Raw genomic sequence first — 21,692 nt, forward strand, 5'->3', positions numbered from 1 at the left:
AATACTGCGGTTCTTTTTAGGGTAGCGGAGGGTACACTTCCTGAGCTGTTTCCCTAAACCGCTCCAGCATGGACCATTGGTAGGCCTGGTCCTGCCAGACAAAATCCAGGGAACAGGTAAGGGCGGGGCCCAGGTCTATAAAAAACAATTGGTCCTGCTGGGCCGGGGTCAGGAAGCCACGGGCCAAATTGTCCGGGCAGAAGCAGCAGCCGGCCCCTTGGACGCAGAGCTCCAGCAGCAGTTCCATGTTGTGGGACTGGGTCTGGACCTTGGGGGTAAAACGCAGCTTGTTCAGGTAGGCCAGGGCCAGTGAGGCGGCTATATCGTCCGGATAATTCAGCAAAAAAGGGCACTCTTTTACCAGCCGGGGATCCTGGGTCTGTTCAAGCTGGGTCAGCCGCTGTACCGCTTCCGCCCCATAGGTTTTGGCCAGCAGCGATTTGGGCAGAAGCAGCAGAACTTTTTCCTGGTAAAAGGGCCGTGCCGCAAGACCGGGGATACTTCCTGGCAGATGGGCGATAATCAGGTCTGTTTCTCCTTTTTGCAGTCTTTTCACCAAGGCTTCATTGGTATCTTCTGTAATCTCCAACGTCACGGCGGGATATTTTTTCTGGAAGGCCTGAAGAATGGGCGGCAGGAGAATCCGCCCCCGGGTATAGGCAATGCCCAGGCGCAGGCAGCCTTTTTCCTGGCCAGTCAGGTCCTGGAATTCCTTTTGGAGGGCTTCGTACGTTTCCTGAAGGGAACGGGCATACCCCAGAAACACACGCCCGCCATAGGTAAGCTCCAGGGGCACGTGCCGTACAAACAGGGGCGTCCCCAGTTCCTTTTCCAAGTACCCAAGCCGGCCGCTAAGGGTCTGCTGGGTTACGTGGAGCTTTTCCGCTGCCCGGGAGATACTCCGTTCCCGGTATATGATGAGAAAATCCTGAATATGGGTAAAGTTCATGACTGCCTCCTATAATACAGGTTATATCCTGTATTATATACGCAAAAATACAGTTAGGAAATGGTATGTTTTTCTGCTACAATAAATTTGCGAAGAAAGTAGGGAATGGCTATGGAACTGCTGCGGCTGGCCAATTTGCAGCTTACCCTGTTTCTGATGATTCTATTGGGGCTGGGGCTGAAACGCTGGGGCATTTTGGATGCTCCTGGCATCAAAAGCCTGACTGCCCTGTGCGTGGATGTGGTGATTCCCTTTAATATTCTGAAGTCCTGTTTGGCGCCCCTGGGAGATGATGTCCTGGCCACGGCGGGAAAAATCCTTTTGGCTGGGTTTTTGATGCAGCTGCTGTATCTGGTACTGAACCAGTTCTTGTACAACCGCTTTGCCCTCCAGCGGAAAAAGGTGCTTCAGTACTGCACCATTGTGTCCAATGGGGGCTTTTTGGGAAATCCGGTAGCAGAAGGGGTTTATGGCCCCCTGGGCCTGCTGTACGCCTCTGTGTACCTGATTCCCATGCGGATCATCATGTGGTCCGTGGGTACGTCCTACTTTATCGCCGGTCAGCACACGGACCGGAAGCAGGTGCTGAAAAAAGTCCTGACCCATCCCTGTCTGGTGGCTATTTACCTGGGCATGCTTCTCATGGTGACTGGCTGGCAGCTGCCAGGCTTTCTCCAGCTTACGGTGGGCTATATTGGAAACTGCAACGCCGCCCTGACCATGTTTATTATTGGGACCATTCTGGCCGATGTGCCTTTGAAGTCCATTTTTAACCGGGACAGCTTCCTGTTCAGCTTTCTGCGGCTGGGGGTGCTGCCCGCCCTGTCCTGGCTGATTTGCAGGGTTGCAGGCCTGGATGCCCTGGGTACCGGGGTGGGCGTCATGATGACCGGGATGCCGGCTGGGGCCACAGCAGCTATCTTCGCTGCCCAGTACCACAGCGATGCTCCCTTTGCCACCCAGGTGGTGATTTTGTCCACCCTGCTTTCCATGGTGACCATTCCTCTTTGGTGTTATCTCATCGGGTAATTAGTACGCGCCAATGCCATGAGCGGAAGCTTTTCCCCAAGAGAAACATACAGTGCCGCACGCCAGGTTTTGCCTCCTGGGGTGCGGCCCTTTTGTCTAAAGGAATTTGGCATAAAAGGGCGAATAGTATCATAAACGGCTGCTGGCGGGAGCGCCTAGGTGCTTTCGGGAAAGGAGAATAAAATGGCTCTGTATGCCTTGGGAGATCTGCATTTGGCCTTTCAGGTGAAAGGGAAATCCATGGATTCTTTGGGACCGGTCTGGAAGCACCATGAAGAAAAAATTGCCCGGAACTGCCGGGAATTGGTTAAACCGGAGGATACCCTGGTGCTGACCGGGGATCATTCCTGGGGGCGCAAGCTGAACCAGTGCACCAAGGACCTGGCCTTTATTGAAGCCCTGCCCGGCCGGAAAATTCTGCTGCGGGGCAACCACGATATGTTCTGGGACACGGCCAAAACCGGAAAGCTCAATGCCCTGTTCCAGGGCCGGCTTTCCTTCCTCCAAAACAATTTTTATGCCTACGGGGATTATGCCCTGGTAGGGACCAAGGGGTTTACCTTTGAAGGACCCTTCTATTTGGACCGGTACGGCCGGATTATGGGCTGGGACCAGGAAAAGGCGGCGCACGCAGAAAAACTGGTGGTCCGGGAAGCCCGGCGGTTGGAAATCTCTTTTGCGGCGGCCAAAAAGGCCGGGTATCACAAGTTCATTATGTTCCTTCATTATCCGCCCACCAATATTCTTCAGCAGGACAGCATCTTCACCCAGCTGGCCGAGGAGAATGGGGTGGAGCAGGTGGTGTATTCCCACTGCCACGGGAAGGAACAGTTCCACGACAGCCATTTGGGGGACTACCATGGCATCCAGTACCATTTGGTATCCGGGGACTATTTGGATTTTCGCCCGATCAAGCTTTTGGACTGACCGGAGAAAAAAATGAAAAAAAGTTGTAAAAAGTACTTGCATTTTTTTCAGGAAAACTCTATACTATAACAGTACTACCGATGAGGTAGATTTACTCCGGGATGGTGTAATGGTAGCACAGGAGATTCTGGATCTTCTAGTCTGGGTTCGAGCCCTAGTCCCGGAGCCATTTTTTTATCTGGCGCCATGGTCAAGAGGCTAAGACGTCGCCCTCTCAAGGCGAAATCACGAGTTCAATTCTCGTTGGCGCTACCACGAAAGCACGTGGAATTCCCGCAATTGAGAACTTCACTTATAGTTATATAGATTGACGCTGTGGAATCGGTTTCCAAGGCGTCTTTTTTTGTATCTGAAAGGAGGCCAGCCGTGCACCAGAAACGGAAGAAAGGCTTACTATTGCTGCTGCTTATGCTTCTGGCAGCCTGTCTGTTTTCGCTTTTTGCAGGCTTGGTAGGGGTATCTCCGGTCCATTTCTTTTTGGGGAAGCTGACCCCTCTGGAAGAAAATGTGTTATGGAACCTGCGGCTTCCCCGGCTGCTTTTGGGCTTGGGGGCAGGCAGCGCCCTGGCCGTGTCCGGAGCGGTGCTCCAGGGCATTTTCGGCAATCCCCTGGCGGACCCCGGCCTGCTGGGGGTGTCTGGAGGCGGCGCCCTGGGGGCGGTGGCGGTACTCCTTTTGGGACTGCCCCAAAAACAGTATCTGTTTCTCCCGCTGGGGGCGTTTTTGGGAGCCCTTTTGGCTTCCGGTACCGTGGGGGCTCTGGGCCGGCGGGGCGGCAGCGGCCAAAGTGTCCGGCTGCTGCTGGCTGGGGCGGCAGTGAGCCTGTTTTGCGGGGCCCTTACGGCGGGCCTGCTTTCCTTTGCGCCTGAACCGGTGCTTCGCCAGTATTTTTTCTGGACCCTGGGGGGCCTTTCTTCCGGCACCTGGCAGCAGGTCCACTGGATTTTGCCGCCTCTTTTTGCCGTACTGCTTCTGCTGTGCCTGTGGGGCCGGCAGCTAAACGTCCTTAGCCTGGGGGAGGAACAAGCCCTGGCTGTGGGCATGGATGCCGGCCGGTGGCGCAATGGTCTTTTGGCCGTGGTTTCCCTGCTGCTGGGGCTGGCCGTATGCGCCGGGGGCAATATCGGTTTTATCGGGCTTATGGTGCCCCATATCCTGCGGCTGCAGCTGGGGCCCGACCACCGTTTCCTCCTGCCCCTAAGCGCCCTGGGCGGGGCCGGGCTGCTTACTTTCTGTGACAGTCTGGGCCGGCTTGTGGTACCGGGGACGGAAGTGCGGGTAGGGGTGATTACGTCCCTTTTGGGCGCTCCCTATTTTCTCTTTTTGTTAAGGAAACACTTGTGAAATGGTATAATATAAAGGTTAAGGAGAGTGAGTTTTATGCGTAAAAGTTTTGGAGCAAAACCGTTAAGCTATCCGCTGCCGGTATACATCATCGGCACCTATGATGAAAAGGGCACGCCTGACGCCATGAATGCGGCCTGGGGCGGTATCAGCAATGACCAGGAGATTTCCTTCTGCCTGGCCCGGACCCATAAGACGGTAGCCAATCTGAAGGCTACAGGCGCCTTCACGGTAAGTATTGCCGTGGAAGCCCAGCTCAAGGCCTGCGATCATGTAGGCGTGGTTTCTGGCAATAAGGTGCCGGACAAGGTGGCCCAAGCTGGCTTGACGCCGGTAAAATCCACCCTGGTGAACGCACCCTTGTTCCAGGAACTGCCCATGGCCCTGGAATGCAAGGTCCTGTCCTACGATGAGGAAAGCGAACGGCTGGTAGGGGAAATTGTCAACGTCAGCGCTGACGAAAGCGTCCTGACGGATGGGGTGATTGACCCGGCCAAGCTGCGGCCGTTGGTTTACGATCCGGCCAACCACACCTATCTGGTAGCCTGGGAAACGGTGGGCAAAGCCTTCCAGAAACCGGAACTGACGGCGGTGAAAAAATAATTCATGAAATACCTGATTGCTTCGGATATTCATGGCTCCGCCTATTACTGTGCCCGGCTGCTCCAGGACTTTGCCCGGGAGCAGGCGGACCGGCTGGTGCTCCTGGGAGATATCCTGTACCACGGCCCTCGGAATGACCTGCCCAGGGAATATGCTCCCAAGCGGGTCATTGATTTGTTAAATGGCATCCGGCAGCATATTTTCTGCGTCCGGGGCAATTGCGACGCGGAAGTGGACCAGCTGGTGCTGCACTTTCCCATCTTGGCAGACTATGCCCTTTTGGAAGCCGGTGGCCGTCTGATTTTTGCTACCCACGGCCACCACTATAACCTGGAACATTTGCCGCCCCTGCAGCCCGGGGACGTGCTGCTCCATGGCCATACCCATGTACCGGCCTGGGTACCTTTTGGCCAGAACAACCTGTACCTGAATCCTGGGTCCGTGTCCCTGCCCAAGGGCGGCAGCACCCAGGGGTACCTGCTTCTGGACGGCAGCACTGCCATCTGGAAAGAACTGGGCGGCCAAACGCTGCACCAGCTGACCCTGTGAAACCTACCTGACAGACCTAAAGTCTGCCAGGTATTTTTTTGCTGTTTTTGGGACAGGTACAAAGAAATCTTGCGGTATTTTTGGCGGGTACTACTTGAATATGACGCATGATGGTGATATAGTATACACTATATTAAAGATAAACAACGCAATAGCGTGGGGTAAAGGAGTAGAAAATGGACAAATCTAAAGAATATCTGTTGTGGTTTGAGCAGCTCGAAAGAAAAGACGTGGACATTGTCGGCGGCAAATCTTCTTCTTTGGGGGAAATGACTTCCAAAACGGATGTACCCGTTCCCTATGGGTTCGCAACTACGGCTTATGCCTACCGCTATTTTATGAAATCCACTGGGCTGGATGAAAAGATCCGCACCCTGCTGGCTGGGCTCACCGATGTGGAAAACAGCGACCAGCTGAGCCGTATCTGCGGCCAGGTCCGGGCAGCCATTATGGAACAGGAAATGCCCCAGGATTTACAGGAAGCCATCCGCAAGGCCTATCAGGAACTGGCGGACAAAATGGGGGAACAGGATCCCTACGTAGCCGTGCGTTCCAGTGCGACCGCAGAAGACCTGCCTGACGCCAGCTTTGCCGGCCAGCAGGATACCTACCTGAACATCCAGGGTGCCGACCGGGTGACTGCCAAGGTAAAGGAATGCTACGCTTCCTGCTTTACGGACCGGGCTGTGTACTACCGGGAAAAACAGGGCTTTGACCATCTGTCCCTGGCACTGTCCGCAGTTATCCAAATGATGGTCTTCTCCAAGGCTGCTGGCGTAATGTTTACGGTAAATGTGGCCAACGGGGACGACAAGAATATCATGATTGAAGGGGCCTATGGCCTGGGCGAATACGTAGTGGGCGGTACCGTTACCCCCGACAGCTACATTGTGTCCAAAGCTGATATGAAAATCCTGTCCGCTACGGTCAATGAACAGGACGTAATGCTGATCCGCAAAAAGGGTGGGGACTGTGAAGAAGTGCCGGTGCCGGAAGCGGACCGGAAGAAGCAGACCCTGACCAACAGCCAGATTTTGGAACTGGCCGGGTACGCCAAGAAAATCGAAGCCCATTACGGCTGCTATATGGATATGGAATGGGGCATTGACGAACGGGACGGCAAGATCTGGATTCTCCAAGCTCGCCCGGAAACGGTCTGGTCCCGGAGAAACAAACAAAAGAAGGTGGAAGCCGTGCAGGAAGAAAACGCTGGGGAAAACGCCAAGGTTCTGGTCAAAGGCCTGCCCTCCAGCCCGGGTATGGGCTACGGCAAGGTCCATGTGATTGCGGACCCCAAGGATATTGATGAATTCAAGGACGGGGAAATCCTGGTAACGGAAATGACCGCGCCTGACTGGGTACCGGCCATGAAAAAGGCCCAGGCCATTGTGACCGACAGCGGCGGCATGACCTGCCACGCTTCCATTGTCAGCCGGGAACTGGGGATTCCCTGTATTGTAGGTACCAAGAGCCGGGGCCAGGCCGCCACGGAAGTGCTGAAAACCGGGGAAGAAGTTACGGTGGACGCTTCCAACGGGGTGGTCTTTGCCGGCAACCTGCAAGTGAAGAAGGCAGCGGCTACTACGGCTGCGGTACAGCCCCAGGTGGTGGCCCAGGAAACCTTCCCGGTAACGGGTACCAAAATCTATATGAACCTGGGTGATCCGGCTTTGGCCGAAAAATACGCTTCCCTGCCCTGCGACGGTATTGGCCTCATGCGGGAAGAATTCATTTGGACCACCTACATTCATGAACATCCCTTATATTTAATCAAAACTGGTCATCCGGAAAAAGTGGTGGAATCCTTGGCTGAAGGCTTCCGGAAGGTCTGCGCTGCCATGGCTCCCCGGCCGGTTACCCTGCGCTTCAGCGACTTTAAGTCCAGCGAATACCGGGATCTGAAAGGCGGCGAAGAATTTGAACCCCATGAATCCAGTGCCTTGCTGGGCTGGAGAGGTGCTTCCCGTTACTATGATCCCAAGTACACCGCCGCCTTCCGGCTGGAAATTGCTGCCGTACGGAAGGTCCGGGAAGAATATGGCCTGAAGAACCTGAACGTAATGATTCCTTTCTGCCGCACCGTGGACGAAGCCCGAAAAGTGGTGGAAATCATGGCCGAAGAAGGGCTGCACAGAGGGCCGGACTTTAAGGTTTGGCTGATGGCAGAAATCCCTGCCAACATTATCCTGGCTGACCAATTCAACCGGTTTGTGGACGGCTACTCCATCGGTTCCAACGACCTGACCATGCTGACCTTGGGCTGCGACCGTGACAATGATACCATTGCCCATCTGTTTGACGAACGGAACCTGGCAGTAAAACGGGCTGTCCGTCACCTGATTGAAGTGGCCCACAAGGACGGCAAGACCGTTTCCATCTGCGGCCAGGCTCCCAGCGTATATCCGGAATTTGCCGAATTCCTGGTACAATGCGGCATTGACAGTATGTCCGTGAACCCGGATACGGTGAAGTTCACCAAGAAAATGGTGGCCCAGGTGGAACAGCGCTTGATTCTGGACCAGTTGACGGGACGGGGCCGGAACCGCCACGAGGAAGAACTGGCCTGGTAACAACGACTATACAGCGGACGGAAGCTGAGACCTTTCCGTCAAAGCGGAACAGGGGCAAAAGCATTTGCGGCGGCCCCTGCTTTGCTTTATAATAGAAAGCCAGACGGCAGGGCCGGAAAAAGGAGATGAGCCCCCATGCCTCTTAGTGAGCGGCAAAAGAAGATAGCAGAAATCGTACGACAAACTGGACCGGTGGCAGGGGAAACCATTGCCCGGGAACTGGGCCTGAGCAGGGCTGCCCTGCGGTCCGATCTGGCCATTTTGACCATGAGCGGCATTTTGGATGCCCGGCCCCGGGTGGGGTATTTCTATACGGGAAAGAACACCCTGGGTATGCTTCAGGAGGAACTGTCCTCCATTACCGTGGAGGATATCAAGTCGGTGCCCATTGTTATCGGCAGCGACAAAAGCGCTTACGATGCGGTGCTGACCATGTTTCTGGAAGACGTGGGCACGGTGTTTGTGGTGGAGCCTCCGGACGGGCTGCTTTACGGGGTGGTTTCCCGGAAGGATTTGCTGAAGGCAGCCCTGAATGCAGGCTCCGACCTAAGCCATATGCCCATTGCCATGGTCATGACCCCGCTGAGCAAAATGATTTGTGCCGATCCGGAAGAACCGGCGGCCCAGGCGGCCCGGCGGCTTATGGACCACGAAATCGACTGTTTGCCGGTAGTTCGGAAAGTGGAAGAGGACCCCAAGCGGCTGCAGTTGATTGGCCGGGTCAGCAAAACAAATTTTACCCGTCTGCTGGTAGAACTGGCAGAGGGGAAGGGAGGCAACTATCATAGCTAAGGCACCGATTATCTACGCAATTTCTGACTCCATTGGAGAAACGTCAGAATCGGTGGTGCGCGCCACCACCAGCCAATTTGTGCAGGAAAAGTTTGACATCATCCGGGTTCCTTACGTCAAGAGCACGGAACAGATTGAGAAAATCCTGGCGGAAGCCAAGGAACAGAATGCCATTGTATGCTATACCATGGTTTCTCCGGAAATGCGGGAAGCCATTGCCCAAAAAGCTATGGAGCTGGATGTGGAAGTGGTGGATATCCTGGGGCCGGTGCTGAAGGCCATTGAAAAGACCTCCGGCCTCCTGCCCAAGAACCAGCCGGGGCTGATTCACGCTTTGGACCACGAGTATTTCAAACGGGTGGCCGCTGTGGAATTTGCCATCAAGTACGATGATGGGAAAAATCCCTGGGGCTTGGCCAAGGCTGACCTGGTTATTATCGGGGTATCCCGGACGTCCAAGACGCCGCTTTCCATGTACCTGGCCAACAAGCAGCTGAAGGTAGCCAACGTGCCCCTGGTGCCGGAGATTCCGCCGCCGGAGGAACTGTTCAAGGTGCCCTCCAATCGGATTATCGGGCTTCTGATTGATCCCCATAAGCTCAACGAAATCCGCATAGCACGGCTCAAGGCCATGGGGCTAACGGACGGAGCCAATTATGCCGACCTGCGCCGGATCCAGGAAGAACTGGACTACGCCCGGGCCATTATGCAGCGGCTCCACTGCATGGTAATCAATGTGTCCAACCGGGCTATTGAAGAAACGGCCAGCCTGATTTTGGAATATCTGCGGAAGCGGTTTGGCTACGACTATTAAGCCAACGAAAAGTGAAAATGTCAGAAAAAAGGGTTTCCTTGTAAAAAGAAGGAAATCCTTTTTTTTTGTCGAATACATATATTATCGTGGAAAAAAGGATGAACACTGCATGGATGACATGAAAGAGAAATACGCCAATTTCAAAGAGCAGGTACGGCAGGCAGCGGATTTGGTATCCATTGTTTCTGAAACCGTCAATTTGAAGCGCAAGGGCAGCCGCTATTGGGGCTGCTGTCCTTTTCATGGGGAGAAAACACCGTCCTTTACCGTGGACCCGGCCAAGGGGCTGTTTCACTGCTTTGGCTGCGGAGCAGGCGGGGACGTATTTTCTTTTGTGATGAAGCGGGACCATGTGGAGTTTCCCGAGGCATTGAAATTACTGGCCCAGAAGTATGGGATTCCCATTCCGGAGCGGGCCAAGACGGCCCGGGAAATTGCCCGGGAGCAGGAAACCAAGGAAGTGCTGAGCGCCAACACCCTGGCGGCCAAGTTCTTCCATTCCTGTCTGATCAATACCCAATATGGCAAGCAGGGCCTGGCCTATCTGGCCGGCCGGGGCATTGGGGATGCCATAATTGCCTCCTTTGAACTGGGCATGGCACCGCCTGACTTCTCCACCCTCCATGAGGCTTTGGAGCAGCGGGGCGTAAAGGAAGCTGTGCTGCTGAAGGCGGGCCTGGTGGTGGCAAGAAGCCACAGTTCCGGCGTCTACGACAAGTTCCGGGAGAGAATCATGATTCCCATCAAGGACCCCCGGGGTCATGTAGTGGGCTTTACCGGACGGATTCTTAATGCAGAAGCCTCGCCGGCCAAATATATGAATACTGGGGAAACGGCCTGGTTCCATAAGGGAAGGCTGCTGTTTGGCCTGGACCGGGCGGCGTCTCCCATTCGGCAGCGGCAGCAGGCGCTGGTGGTGGAAGGCCATATGGATGCCATCAGCCTGCACGCAGCCGGCATTGACTGGGCGGTGGCCTCCATGGGGACGGCCTTTACCCAGCAGCAGGCCGAACTGTTAAAGCGGCTTACCCCTGAAGTGGTGTTCTGTTTCGACAGTGACCGGGCTGGCCGGGAAGCGGCCCTTCGGGCCATTCCCCTGGCTCTCCAGGCAGGCCTAAAATGCCGGGTGATGCACGTAACCGACGGAAAGGACCCGGATGAATTTATCCGGAAGGAAGGCCGGGACGCCTTTGCAAAGCTCATTGAAAATGCCCAAACCGGCATGGATTATCAGGTGGAAGCCACCCTGGCCCAGTGCGACCTGGAAACCCTGGGGGGTAAGGCAGAAGCGGTGTCCAAGGTGCTGCCCTTTTTCCGGCTGTGCCGCAGCGAGGTGGAGGCGGGAGAACGGATCCGGCTCCTTGCCCGGCGCCTGACCATTGACGAAGGGCTGATCCAAAGCGAGTACCGGAAACTGACCCATCAGGAGGGACAGCGGAAATACAATCCGGAGTGGCTGCTGCAGCAAAAGGTCAAGGTCACCAGCCCTACGGAGCAGGCGGAACGCCATGTGCTCCGGGCTCTGCTGAGCGGGGTGCTGCCCCAGCCCGGGCAGGAAGGGATTGTGCATACCGAGGCCTTTACCACCCCGGGCCGTCAGGAAATCTTTCTTTTGTGGCTGAAAAGCTGCCAGGAGGGAACCTACCGGGATCCCCGGGACCTGTTTGCCGGTTTGTCGGAAGACGGCAGTGCCGAACTGACCCGGATTCTCAGCCTGAACCTGCCGGAAGCCAGTCTGCCCTCCATTTTGCGGGATTGCCTGAACCGGCTGCAGATTGCGGCCTTGGAAAAGGAATATGAAAAACATAGCCAACTAGCGGAAAAGTATGAAAAAGAGCGCAATGAAAAATTTTTGCAGGAATTGGCAGAATGCCGGCGAATAAAATTGGAAGTAGAGAACTTGACAAAATTGGCCCAACACCAATAATATAGTTTTTCTGAATAGCAGGAAAGGAGGGAACGCCCCGATGACCGAGAAAAAGAAAGTCGAAATGGACCCGCAGGTGTTGGCTGCAAAGGCAGCAGAAAACAAAACAGCGGACGACAATACCCCGGAAACGGGTAAAGCCAAGGCCGTTCCGAAAAAGAAAAGGGCGGCAAAAACCACGGGAAAGGCGGAATCAAGTACGAAAGTGAAAAGCAAGAGCGGTAAGAAAGAAAAAGCAAAGACCGTGGCCGAATACATAGCTGAGTTTGAAGCACTGGCCCACAAGAACGCAGGCGTTCTCACCTATAAAGAGATTCAAGACCGGCTGCAGAATGTGGACAGCGTATCCGTGGACGAAATGGATGCCATCTACTCCAAATTGGCCGAGAAGAACATTGAAGTGGTGGATGATGGCTCCGAAGAAGAAGAACCGCCCACCATTGACGAAGATGAACTGAAAGTGGACGAAGCCGAACTGAGCAACCTGTCGGTGCCGGAAGGCGTCATTGTAGATGACCCGGTTCGGATGTACCTAAAAGAAATCGGCCGGGTGCCTCTGCTGGCTGGTGACGATGAAGTCAAACTGGCCAAGAGAGCCGATAAGGGCAATCAGGCCAAAGCTATTTTGAAAGGCGACAAGCCCGACGGAGAATTCCCGCCGGTGAACAAACGTCTGGCCCCTGCCAAACTGCTTGCAGAAGCCAATGAGCTGATTACCAAGGAAGGTGCCTGGTGTGACAACCGGGCTATCAACCTGGTGTACAAGAAAATCCAGATGATTACCGGTGATTCCCATGTGCTGGAGATGGACCAATACCAAGCCCTGACCAGTGCTTTCACCATGGACGAGAAAAAGCGTCTGCACCGGCTGCTGCTGGAAAACAAGTACAAGATTGCCCATGTAACCCGGAATGCTCCGGATCCTTCTGCAGATGAAGCCGAGGAAAGCTGCCTGGGCACCATCCAAGAAATCCTTACGGTGGTGGAAGATAAGCTGTCCAAGGCCAAGGAAGAAGATACGGAACTCCAGGCCCAGTTGGATAAGACCAAAAAGCGTTTTACCCAAATGCTGCACCGGATGGAATACTGCGGCGAAAACGCCAAAAACTGCCTGTCTGAAGCCAACCTGCGGCTGGTAGTCAGCATTGCCAAACGGTATGTAGGCCGTGGTATGCTGTTTTTGGACCTGATTCAGGAAGGCAACCTGGGGTTAATCAAGGCCGTAGAAAAATTCGACTATAACAAGGGCTTTAAATTCAGTACGTACGCAACCTGGTGGATTCGCCAGGCCATTACCCGGGCCATTGCCGACCAGGCGCGGACCATCCGGATTCCTGTCCACATGGTAGAAACCATCAACAAGCTGGTACGGGTATCCCGCCAGCTGCTGCAGGAACTGGGCCGGGAACCGACCCCAGAAGAAATTGCCAAGGAAATGGATGTGCCTGTGGAACGGGTGCGGGAAATCCAAAAGATTGCCCAGGAACCGGTTTCCCTGGAAACTCCTATTGGCGAAGAAGAAGATTCCCATTTGGGTGACTTTATCGAAGACCAGGAAGCTCCCTCCCCGGCGGATGCGGCGTCCTATACCCTGCTGCAGGAACAGCTGCAAAAGGTGCTGCAGGAGCATTTGAGCCCCAGAGAGCGCCGGGTACTGGAACTGCGCTTTGGCCTTTTGGACGGCCGGACCCGGACCCTGGAAGAGGTAGGACAGTACTTTGGGGTTACCCGTGAGCGCATCCGGCAGATTGAAGCCAAGGCCCTGCGTAAGCTGAGAAGTCCCAAACGGAGCAAGCCTCTGAAGGAATTCCTGGAATAGGCTTTATTGACAGCCTCCAGGTCCTGTTATATAATCTTCACGATTGGGCCTATAGCTCAGCGGTAGAGCCCCCGGCTCATAACCGGTTGGTCCAAGGTTCGAATCCTTGTGGGCCCACCAACCTAATCCTTTACGAACCCTCTTGCCAGGGATCGGCTTTGCGCCGGTACCGGGCAGGGGGTTCGTTTTGTATTTCCGGCAGTTTATCAGTCGTTGTGCCAAGGTTCCAGCGTGACGGAAGGCGGGAAATCGTGTACAATACAACAGGGAACTGGAAAGCCAGCTGCCCAAAGGAGGTTACTGTGTTTAGTGTATTTTTTCACCTGCTGCAGCAGGATGTGAAACTGTTTTTGTTCTTTCCAATTTTGTGCGCGGTGTTCCGTGCCCTGTTTATCCGGGCGTACCAACCCTACAAAAGTCTGGCCGGAAAGGGACCGGTGCTTTGGCACTGCTTCCGCTACGGTTTTTGGTGGGGAATGGATTTTAACGCCTATGTTTTTCTAATTCCCCTGGTGCTGCTGTCCCTGCCCGGCGCCTTTTTCCCGGCCTACGCGGCCTGGGGGGACAGCCTGCGGCTATTAGGGGGCCTAATCTACAGTCTGGTGCTGTACCTGGCCTTTACAGGAAAGATGCTGTTCTATAAGCATTTCCACGACATCTACAACCAGACGCTGAAGCTGGGCGCCAAAGCGGAAAAACATAACCTGGTGGATATTTTTTTCCATCAGGACCATGGCTTGCAGCTTCTCCTGCTGCTTTTGCCCTATCTGGCTCTGTGCGGCCTGTGCATTACCGGGCTGCTGCACCTGCCCAGCCTGCCCTATCCGGAAATCCCAAATCCAGTACTCCGGTACGGCTTTAATACCCTGGTGTTCCTGGGCTGCATTGCCGCCTTTTACTGGTTCCGCTACGGGGGCACTTTTTGGCACGATGACAAGCCCGAGTGGGATACCATTCCCAGTGTGGTAAAAAAAGACATCTTTTTTGCCAAGGCTACGGTGGACGACCTGGTGGCACTGGAGCAGGTCCTGAAGCACAAGCTGAACCCCGCCTACGAGCATACGGACGAGGAAGACCTGTCTTCCCTGGAACCCTTTGTGACCACCCAAAAGCCCCTAAGGGAGCTGCCGGAACCGGCTTATGGCTTTCCCCGGACGGCCCAGGGACCCCGGATTACCAAGCCCACCCATATATTCCTGTTTGTAGGGGAAACCTATTTGCAGCAGCTGTTTGATCCCCAGTTTGCCTGCCTGAATCTGGTCAGCGGCGGCCGGCAGCTGATGGATAATCCCCATACGGCGGCCCTGACCAGCGCCCTGTCCGCCGGCATTATTTCCCGGCCTTCTATCGTGAGCCTGATGAGCGGCATTTTTGATGCAGGCCTGGAACTGAACGAAAAGGAAAGCTTCTGGCAAAATGACCTGCCCACGGCTCTGCCCCGACAGCTAAAAAAGCTGGGCTACCATTCCACCTATTGGTATGGGGGCAACGTGACCTACGGCAATTTCAACCGGTTTGCCCCGGCCTGCGGCTTTGACCAGGTGATGACGGCTACGGACTTCTGCGGTCCGGAGGCTCCCAAAACCTGGGTGGGGGTGTACGACAATGTATTCCTGGAAAAGGCGGCGGAATTAATCCTCCAGCAGGAAGAAACCAGCGGCCCTTACCAGTTCCATTTCCTCTATACCACCAGCTATCACGGGCCCTTTAAGATTCCGCTGGCCAAATACGGCTATGATCCGGAACAGGTGATGCCGGACGCCCCGGAAGATATTCGGAAAAACAAGGAAATCCAAAAGAACCTAGGTACCTTCTGGTTCTCCGACCAGGCAGTGGGCAAGTTCATCCGCACCATGCAGGAAGCGTACCCGGACTGCCTGTTTATCCTGACCGGGGACCATTCCATCGATATGAGCCCGGTGCTCAGCAAAACCTCCCTGATGGGCCGGGACTGCAATCTCCGGGAGCGGCACAGTCCGGTGCTGCTGTTTAACCATCGGGAGCTCAACGCCCACAGTTTGGCAGATAATACCATCGGGGGGCATATGAACATTGCTCCCACCATTTTTGAACTGATTGCCCCCAAGGGCTTTACCTATTATTCGCTCTGCCCGTCCCTTCTGGAACCGGTGGACCACGTGGTATCTCCCTACCACTGGCTGCGCAGGGACGCTTTTGGCAGTTATTCCCACCATTTTTATCAGCCTCTGGGGCCGGGCCTTGATCCCAGCGCCCTGGAAGAAGGGGAGCCGCCCTATACCAAGGAGCGGGCAGCCTATATGAACTTGACCGGTTATCTGGTACGGCATCCGGAAGTGTTCCGGAGCTAAAGAAGGAGATTTTGTCATGGGAACATTGACCGCAGTGATACTCACCTGCAACGAAGCAAAAAATATCCGGGGCGTCATCCGCTCGGCCAAACTGGTGGCGGACCAGGTACTGATTGTGGACTCCGGCAGCAGCGATGAAACCGTGGCGCTGGCGGAAAAACTGGGGGCCCAGGTAATTTATCGGGCCTGGGACCAGGACTTTGCGGCCCAGCGGAATTTTGCCCTGACAGGGGTAAGCTGCGACTGGGTGCTGTATCTGGATGCCGATGAACGGCTTACGGCAGCAGCTGTGGAAAAAATCAAGGCCATTAAGGCAGGGCCGCTGGACCACCAGTATTCCCTGGAGCGAATCAACATTGCCTTTGGCCACGAATTTCATCGGGGCGCCTTTGGCCCCGACCGGGTTACCCGGCTGTTTCCTGCCGGACAGGTCCGGTGGGAACACAAGGTGCATGAGCGGCCGGTGTGTCCCCTGCCGCTGACGGCGCTGACGGAAAGCCTGCGGCATTTTACCTACGATTCCTTCCAGCAGTGGTGGGATAAGGCTGGACACTACACCACCATTTGGGCCCGGGACGCTTTTGAGCAGGGCCGCCGGGCCACCGCTGCCCAGGCCGCCCGCCATGCCCTGGGAGGGATGTTCAAGGTATACCTGCTGGAAGGGGGCATCCTGGAAGGCAGCATGGGCTTTATCGCCACCCTCCAGCACGGCATCTATACGGCCATGAAATACATGAAGCTGGTGGAGCGGGGGAGCCTGAAGAAAAAGGAGAAGTCTTGACAACTGCCCCGGGATTTGTTATAGTTGCCACGTAACGCGCAATGAAGGGGATGGCATCCCAGAGCGCCCGTTTTACAAGAGAGGCTGCGCAGTGCAGCAAGCAGGGTGGAACCGCGGAAGTGTACTCCCGTCCCTGTAATGTAGATAATCCTGTCTATATTACAGAGACGGGAGTTTTTGTATAGGAGGAGAAAACATGAATTTTCAAACCATCATTTTGACGCTCCAGGCCTACTGGGGCAAGCAGAAATGCATTATGGCCCAGCCCTATGATATTGAAAAGGGCGCCGGCACCATGAACCCTTCGACTTTTTTACGGGTACTGGGACCTGAACCTTGGAACGTTTGCTACGTAGAACCGTCCCGCCGCCCGGCTGACGGCCGCTACGGGGACAACCCCAACCGGCTGTTCCAGCACCATCAGTTCCAGGTCATTATGAAACCCTCCCCGTCCAATATCCAGGAACTGTACCTGGAAAGCCTGCGGGAACTGGGCATTCACCCGGAAGAACACGATATCCGCTTTGTAGAAGACAACTGGGAATCTCCTACCCTGGGTGCCTGGGGCATGGGCTGGGAAGTATGGCTGGACGGCATGGAAATCACCCAATTCACCTACTTCCAGCAAGTGGGCAGCCTGGACATCAAACCGGTGGCTGTAGAAATCACGTACGGCCTGGAACGGCTGGCCATGTACATCCAGGGCGTGGAAAACGTCTACGACATCAACTGGGTGGATAATGTAACCTATGGAGATGTGTTCCACACCAACGAAGTGGAACAGTCCCGCTACAGTTTCGAACTGGCCGATATCGACCTGCTGTTTGACCTGTTCGACAAGTACGAAAAGGAAGCCAAACGGATTATCCTTACCGGCAACATCCGTCCGGCCTACGACTACGTGCTGAAATGCTCCCACACCTTCAACCTTCTGGATTCCCGGGGCGCCATCAGCGTCAGTGAACGGACCAACTACATTTCCCGGGTACGGGCCCTGGCCAGACTGTGTGCTGCGGCTTATGTGGAACAACGGGCAAATCTGGGATTCCCCCTGCTGAAAAGAGGTAAAAAATAATGGCGAACTTGTTATATGAAATCGGAACGGAAGAAATGCCGGCCCAATACATGCCCGGCATTCTGAAAGAATACGGCGAATTGGCCGGCAAAAAACTCCAGGAAGCCCGGATTCCCTTTGGCTCCCTGAAAGTCTACGGTACTCCCCGGCGCATGGCCTTCCTGGCCAGCGAAGTGGCAGACCAGCAGCAGGATATGACCACGGAAAGCAAGGGCCCGGCCCTGAAGATTGCTTTTGACGCAGAGGGCAAACCCACCCGGGCCGCCCAGGGCTTTGCCCGGGGCCAGGGCGTGGACGTGGCGGACCTGGTGCAGCGGGACGGCTACGTATATGCCGTGAAACATTTGGCCGGCCAAAAGACCGTGGATCTGCTGCCCGGCATTTTGGACGATATTCTGCATTCTCTGAACTTCCCCAAAACCATGCGTTGGGCTGACTACGACTTTGGCTTTGTCCGTCCCTTCCGCTGGCTGTGCGCCCTTCTGGACGACCAGGTAATCCCGGTGGAAGCCAACGATGTAAAAAGCGGGAACCAGGTGCGGGGCCATCGTTTTCTCAGCAACCATTTGATTACCATTCCTACGGCTTCCGCCTATGAAAAGACCCTGGAAGACAATTTCATTATTGTGGATCCGGACAAGAGACGGGCTATGATCAAAAAGCAGATTGAGGAGCTGGCTGCCAAGGAAGGCGGCAAAGCAGCGATTTCTCCGGACCTGCTGGAAGAAGTGCTCTACCTGGTGGAATACCCCACGGCGCTGTGCGGCCATATTGACGACCGTTATCTGAAGCTGCCCAAGGAAGCCATCATCACCCCCATGCGGGATCATCAGAGATACTTCCCCATGTTTGATGCGGCCGGCAAGCTGATGCCCAAATTCATCACCGTCCGCAACGGCGGCGCTGAACATCTGGATATTGTAACCCACGGCAACGAACGGGTGCTGCGGGCTCGGCTGGACGATGCGGTCTTCTTCTTTGAAGGGGACAGAAAGAAAACTCTGGAACAGCACCGGGCTTCCCTGCATACGGTGGCCTTCCAGCATGGTTTGGGTAATATGTACGACAAGACCGAACGGCTGCGCAAACTGTGCGCTGCCCTGCTTCAAACCACCAATCTGCCCGCTGACGGCGCTGCCCTGGACCGGGCCGCTGCCCTGTGCAAGGCCGACCTGGTTACCGGCATGGTAACCGAGTTTACGGAACTCCAAGGTACCATGGGCCGGGAATATGCCCTGTTAGATGGGGAAGGCCAAGCTGTGGCCCAAGCCATTGGGGAACAATATATGCCCCGGTTTGCCGGCGATGAACTGCCCCAAAGCAACGAAGGCCGCATTCTGGCCATTGCCGATAAATTGGACAACATTATGGCTACCTTCAGCCGGGGCATGGCGCCCACCGGCTCCCAGGATCCCTATGCCCTGCGGCGTCAGGCTCTGGGTATCCTGAACATCCTTTCCGACGGCAATGTACACTTCCCCCTGGGTAAGATTTTGGAAGTTACTCTGAAGAACCTGCCGGTGGAAGTGGAAAATCTGGCCAAACTCATCGACAGCGTAAAAGACTTCTTTGCCCAAAGAGCCAAGAATATGCTGTTAGACAAGGGCCTGCGCTACGATGTGGTAGATGCAGTGCTGGCAGTGCCGGTCGGCGATGATCTGGCCAATGTATTTGTGCAGGCTGACGACCTGACTGCTTACCTGGAAATGCCCCAGGCTGCGGACAGCATCCAGGCTTTTACCCGGGTAGAAAATATCAGCAAGAACCACGAAGTGGAAAATGGGGTGGATGCTGCCCTGTTCCAGGATCCTGCGGAAAAAGCCCTGTGGGAAGTGCTGCAAAAAGTGGAAGTGACTACGGTGCCCCTGGAAGCGGCCTGTGCCTTTAAGAAGGTACTGGAAGCCAACGATGTGCTGGCGGCTCCGGTGAATGCCTTCTTTGATGCAGTAATGGTTATGGACAAGGACGAAGCGGTGAAAAACAACCGTCTGGCCCTGATGCAGGAAGTAAAGCGTCAGGTAAACCAAACGGCGGACCTGAGCCAGCTGATCATGAAATAAAAAACGGCGGAGCCCAGCTCCGCCTATAGGAAAAGGGACTGTGCCGCGGCACAGTCCCTTTTCCTATTCTTCCTTGTACAATACGTCTTCGTATTCTTTTTTGCGTTTGAAAACCCCGGCTGCATAGGAGCATTGGGGAATGATTTTGGCCTGCTGCTGCCGGGCCATTTCTGCCACGCTGTAGACCAGCTGGCCGGCGATGCCCTGGCCGCCGTAATTGGGATCCACGATGGTATGGTCCAGGGTCCAGACCTTTCCTTCCGGTACAAAGGTACAGGTGCCAATCACCTTGTCCCCGTCGTAGGCTGCGGCCCGTTTATGGGTGAGTTCCTGAATGATTTCAATAGCTGCCATAGTATCTTCCTCCTTGTGCTGACAGTAGTTCATAGCTCTAGTATAGTACAGAATGGCAAAAAAAGCGGGCATTTTTTCGCTGTCCGCTTTTTCAAGAGAAAAGTAATTCAATTTGTTACAGTTTTGCCAGGACTTGGGCCAGATCATCCCGCAGATCTTCCCAGTCTTCCAGGCCTACGGAGAAACGCAGCAGGGTATGGGTAATGCCCTTTTCTTCCGCTTCTTCCGGGGTCAGGTCCGCATGGGTCTGGGTAATGGGATAGGTAATCAGGCTTTCTGCGCCTCCCAGGCTTTCTGCAAACTGGATCAGTTTTACGCTTTCCAGAACCGTTTTGGCGGCTTCTGCGGTTTTTACGTAGAAGGAAATCATGCCGCCGAAGCCAGAAGCCTGCTTTTTCTGGATTGCATAGCCCGGATGGTCCGGCAGGCCGGGGTACAGCACCTTGACAATCTGGGGCTGCTCCTGCAGCCACTTGGCCAGGTGCTGGGCATTGTTTTCGTGCTGCTTCATGCGCAGGGGCAGGGTGCGCAGGCTGCGGAGCATCAGCCAGGCGTCAAACACGCTGAGCATGGCGCCGGTGGTCTTGTAGATCAGGCGCAGCCGGGCAGCAATTTCCGGGTCCTTGCTGATAACGAAGCCGGCCAGGATGTCGTTGTGGCCAGCCAGATATTTGGTGCCGCTGTGGAGCACAATATCGGCGCCCAGTTCCAGGGGACGCTGGAAGTAGGGGGTCAGGAACGTATTGTCTACAATCACCAGAAGGTTGTGGGCCGCTGCCAGTTCGTGAAGGGCTTTAAGGTCCGTAATTTCCATGGTGGGATTGGTGGGGGTTTCCAGGTAAATGGCTTTGGTAGCCAGGGTAATGGCTGCTTCCACCGCTTTCAGATCGCTGGTGTGGACGGCGGAGAAGGAAAGGCCCAGGGGTTCGTACACGGAACGGAACATCCGGAAGGAACCGCCGTACAGGTCAAAGCCGGTGATGATGTGGTCCCCGGTTCCAAACAGGCGCATTACGGCGTCAATGGCGGCCATGCCGGTGGAAAAGCACAGGGCATCCACGCCGCCTTCCAGGGTAGTCATTACTTTTTCCAGGCGTTCGTGGGTGGGGTTGGATTCCCGGGTGTAGGCATAGCCCGTGGACTTGCCCAGTCCCGGATGGGCAAAGGTAGAAGTACAGTAGATGGCCGGGGATACGGCTCCCAGTGCATCGTTGGGGCCGTCCCCGTGGATACAGGCAGTGTTAAATTTCATGGCAGTTTCCTCCTTAGAATTCACCTGGGGTGAAGACAATACATAGTTAATTAATATACTTTTAACGATGCCTATACATTACTGTTTTCCTGTAGGTTTGTCAAGGTGGAACGGACCCTTATAGAATGGGGCTGGCAGGGGTAAAGTGGTTTTCTAATCCCGGCGGCTGTGATATAATCTTTGGGTACAAATGATTTTAAAAGATTTCGATAGGCGGTGAAGAAATGAGCGTAACAGTAAGTGATGTAAAGCATATCGCAAATCTGTCCCGGCTGAATGTACCGGCGGACGAAATGGACAAGTTTGTAGAGCAGTTTAACCAAATCTTGAATTATGCTGAAATCTTAAAGAAAGTGGATACCGAAGGAATTGAACCTTCTCCCTACGTACTCCCCATCAGCAATGTGCTGCGGGAAGACGTGCCCCAGCACGGCGTAAGTCATGAAGAGGCAATGGAGAATGCTCCGGAAGAATACGAGGGCGGTTTTAAGGTTCCTCGGGTCATCGAATAAGAGGA

Annotated in this window: 17 protein-coding genes, 3 tRNA genes and 2 pseudogenes; 19 read left to right on the forward strand and 3 right to left on the reverse strand. The window is 54.9% G+C overall.

The genetic code is table 11. From position 1 onward, the window contains the following. Positions 1-16: 16 nt before the first annotated feature. Positions 17-949: a LysR family transcriptional regulator gene (locus LKE88_RS10540; RefSeq protein WP_118286962.1), complete on the reverse strand. Its 933-nt coding sequence runs from the start codon at positions 947-949 to the stop codon at positions 17-19. A 105-nt stretch (positions 950-1,054) separates the two neighbouring features. On the opposite strand from LKE88_RS10540, the gene LKE88_RS10545 reads away from it, so the two are divergent. The 18 genes and pseudogenes from LKE88_RS10545 (at position 1,055) to glyS (ending at position 19,569) form a co-directional block, all read left to right on the forward strand. Further along, positions 1,055-1,978, forward strand: a complete 924-nt coding sequence (locus LKE88_RS10545) for an AEC family transporter (protein ID WP_231086325.1) — start codon at positions 1,055-1,057, stop codon at positions 1,976-1,978. 183 nt (positions 1,979-2,161) lie between these two features. After that, positions 2,162-2,905, forward strand: coding sequence for a metallophosphoesterase (locus LKE88_RS10550; RefSeq protein ID WP_105326849.1), 744 nt, complete (start codon positions 2,162-2,164; stop codon positions 2,903-2,905). 95 nt (positions 2,906-3,000) lie between these two features. Beyond that, a tRNA-Gln gene (locus LKE88_RS10555) sits at positions 3,001-3,074 on the forward strand. Positions 3,075-3,085: 11 nt separating this feature from the next. Next, positions 3,086-3,160, forward strand: a tRNA-Glu gene (locus LKE88_RS10560). A 111-nt stretch (positions 3,161-3,271) separates the two neighbouring features. Beyond that, positions 3,272-4,249, forward strand: a complete 978-nt coding sequence (locus LKE88_RS10565; protein ID WP_231086327.1) for a FecCD family ABC transporter permease — start codon at positions 3,272-3,274, stop codon at positions 4,247-4,249. A 36-nt stretch (positions 4,250-4,285) separates the two neighbouring features. Then, entirely contained in the window at positions 4,286-4,852 is a 567-nt protein-coding gene (locus LKE88_RS10570; protein ID WP_105326850.1) for a flavin reductase family protein, read from the forward strand. A gap of 3 nt (positions 4,853-4,855) precedes the next feature. After that, a complete protein-coding gene (gene yfcE, locus LKE88_RS10575; RefSeq protein ID WP_105326851.1) occupies positions 4,856-5,401 on the forward strand; it encodes a phosphodiesterase in 546 nt (181 codons plus the stop codon). Between the two features lie 176 nt (positions 5,402-5,577). Further along, positions 5,578-7,971 carry a phosphoenolpyruvate synthase gene (ppsA, locus tag LKE88_RS10580; RefSeq protein WP_118286961.1) on the forward strand — a complete coding sequence of 798 codons (2,394 nt, stop codon included), beginning with the start codon at positions 5,578-5,580 and terminating at the stop codon, positions 7,969-7,971. Between the two features lie 135 nt (positions 7,972-8,106). Beyond that, positions 8,107-8,763 (forward strand): transcriptional regulator CcpN, encoded by a 657-nt coding sequence (gene ccpN / locus LKE88_RS10585; RefSeq protein ID WP_105326853.1) that lies wholly within the window; start codon positions 8,107-8,109, stop codon positions 8,761-8,763. Continuing rightward, a complete protein-coding gene (locus LKE88_RS10590) occupies positions 8,756-9,577 on the forward strand; it encodes a pyruvate, water dikinase regulatory protein (protein ID WP_199614651.1) in 822 nt (273 codons plus the stop codon). The genes ccpN and LKE88_RS10590 overlap by 8 nt, the downstream gene beginning before the upstream one ends. 109 nt (positions 9,578-9,686) lie before the next feature. After that, on the forward strand, positions 9,687-11,504 hold the full coding sequence (dnaG, locus tag LKE88_RS10595; protein WP_105326855.1) for a DNA primase: 1,818 nt from the start codon (positions 9,687-9,689) through the stop codon (positions 11,502-11,504). A gap of 64 nt (positions 11,505-11,568) precedes the next feature. Further along, positions 11,569-12,072: pseudogene (locus LKE88_RS13200) on the forward strand (RNA polymerase sigma factor region1.1 domain-containing protein); the annotation flags it as partial. Positions 12,073-12,567: 495 nt separating this feature from the next. Continuing rightward, positions 12,568-13,323, forward strand: a pseudogene (gene rpoD, locus LKE88_RS13205) (RNA polymerase sigma factor RpoD); the annotation flags it as partial. A gap of 45 nt (positions 13,324-13,368) precedes the next feature. Further along, positions 13,369-13,443, forward strand: a tRNA-Ile gene (locus LKE88_RS10610). Positions 13,444-13,625: 182 nt separating this feature from the next. Beyond that, positions 13,626-15,653, forward strand: a complete 2,028-nt coding sequence (locus tag LKE88_RS10615) for an LTA synthase family protein (protein WP_105326857.1) — start codon at positions 13,626-13,628, stop codon at positions 15,651-15,653. 16 nt (positions 15,654-15,669) lie between these two features. Beyond that, positions 15,670-16,434, forward strand: coding sequence for a glycosyltransferase family 2 protein (locus tag LKE88_RS10620; protein ID WP_105326858.1), 765 nt, complete (start codon positions 15,670-15,672; stop codon positions 16,432-16,434). A gap of 196 nt (positions 16,435-16,630) precedes the next feature. Next, positions 16,631-17,509 carry a glycine--tRNA ligase subunit alpha gene (gene glyQ / locus LKE88_RS10625; RefSeq protein ID WP_105326859.1) on the forward strand — a complete coding sequence of 293 codons (879 nt, stop codon included), beginning with the start codon at positions 16,631-16,633 and terminating at the stop codon, positions 17,507-17,509. Then, positions 17,509-19,569, forward strand: coding sequence for a glycine--tRNA ligase subunit beta (gene glyS, locus LKE88_RS10630; protein ID WP_105326860.1), 2,061 nt, complete (start codon positions 17,509-17,511; stop codon positions 19,567-19,569). Before glyQ ends, glyS begins: the two co-directional genes overlap by 1 nt. Positions 19,570-19,632: 63 nt before the next feature. On the opposite strand, the gene LKE88_RS10635 is transcribed toward glyS, so the two are convergent. Beyond that, positions 19,633-19,923 carry a GNAT family N-acetyltransferase gene (locus LKE88_RS10635; protein ID WP_105327423.1) on the reverse strand — a complete coding sequence of 97 codons (291 nt, stop codon included), beginning with the start codon at positions 19,921-19,923 and terminating at the stop codon, positions 19,633-19,635. A gap of 115 nt (positions 19,924-20,038) precedes the next feature. Next, complete coding sequence (locus LKE88_RS10640; RefSeq protein WP_276803554.1) at positions 20,039-21,175, reverse strand: trans-sulfuration enzyme family protein; 1,137 nt, start codon at positions 21,173-21,175, stop codon at positions 20,039-20,041. A gap of 224 nt (positions 21,176-21,399) precedes the next feature. Between LKE88_RS10640 and gatC the strand changes: the two genes are divergently transcribed. Further along, the gene (gatC, locus tag LKE88_RS10645; RefSeq protein WP_105326862.1) at positions 21,400-21,687 is read left to right on the forward strand and encodes an Asp-tRNA(Asn)/Glu-tRNA(Gln) amidotransferase subunit GatC; all 288 of its coding nucleotides are present in this window, start codon (positions 21,400-21,402) and stop codon (positions 21,685-21,687) included. Positions 21,688-21,692 lie beyond the last annotated feature (5 nt).

Source organism: Acidaminococcus hominis, assembly GCF_022484025.1.
In the GTDB taxonomy this organism is placed as follows: domain Bacteria; phylum Bacillota; class Negativicutes; order Acidaminococcales; family Acidaminococcaceae; genus Acidaminococcus; species Acidaminococcus hominis.

Excerpts from the sequence above, each read along its gene's own strand:
- LKE88_RS10640 (WP_276803554.1), bottom strand. The coding sequence starts at position 21,175 with ATGAAATTTAACACTGCCTGTATCCACGGGGACGGCCCCAACGATGCA.
- ppsA (WP_118286961.1), top strand. The coding sequence starts at position 5,578 with ATGGACAAATCTAAAGAATATCTGTTGTGGTTTGAGCAGCTCGAAAGA.
- LKE88_RS10545 (WP_231086325.1), top strand. The coding sequence starts at position 1,055 with ATGGCTATGGAACTGCTGCGGCTGGCCAATTTGCAGCTTACCCTGTTT.
- ccpN (WP_105326853.1), top strand. The coding sequence starts at position 8,107 with ATGCCTCTTAGTGAGCGGCAAAAGAAGATAGCAGAAATCGTACGACAA.
- gatC (WP_105326862.1), top strand. The coding sequence starts at position 21,400 with ATGAGCGTAACAGTAAGTGATGTAAAGCATATCGCAAATCTGTCCCGG.
- LKE88_RS10540 (WP_118286962.1), bottom strand. The coding sequence starts at position 949 with ATGAACTTTACCCATATTCAGGATTTTCTCATCATATACCGGGAACGG.
- LKE88_RS10635 (WP_105327423.1), bottom strand. The coding sequence starts at position 19,923 with ATGGCAGCTATTGAAATCATTCAGGAACTCACCCATAAACGGGCCGCA.
- LKE88_RS10550 (WP_105326849.1), top strand. The coding sequence starts at position 2,162 with ATGGCTCTGTATGCCTTGGGAGATCTGCATTTGGCCTTTCAGGTGAAA.
- dnaG (WP_105326855.1), top strand. The coding sequence starts at position 9,687 with ATGGATGACATGAAAGAGAAATACGCCAATTTCAAAGAGCAGGTACGG.
- glyQ (WP_105326859.1), top strand. The coding sequence starts at position 16,631 with ATGAATTTTCAAACCATCATTTTGACGCTCCAGGCCTACTGGGGCAAG.
- yfcE (WP_105326851.1), top strand. The coding sequence starts at position 4,856 with ATGAAATACCTGATTGCTTCGGATATTCATGGCTCCGCCTATTACTGT.
- LKE88_RS10570 (WP_105326850.1), top strand. The coding sequence starts at position 4,286 with ATGCGTAAAAGTTTTGGAGCAAAACCGTTAAGCTATCCGCTGCCGGTA.
- glyS (WP_105326860.1), top strand. The coding sequence starts at position 17,509 with ATGGCGAACTTGTTATATGAAATCGGAACGGAAGAAATGCCGGCCCAA.
- LKE88_RS10620 (WP_105326858.1), top strand. The coding sequence starts at position 15,670 with ATGGGAACATTGACCGCAGTGATACTCACCTGCAACGAAGCAAAAAAT.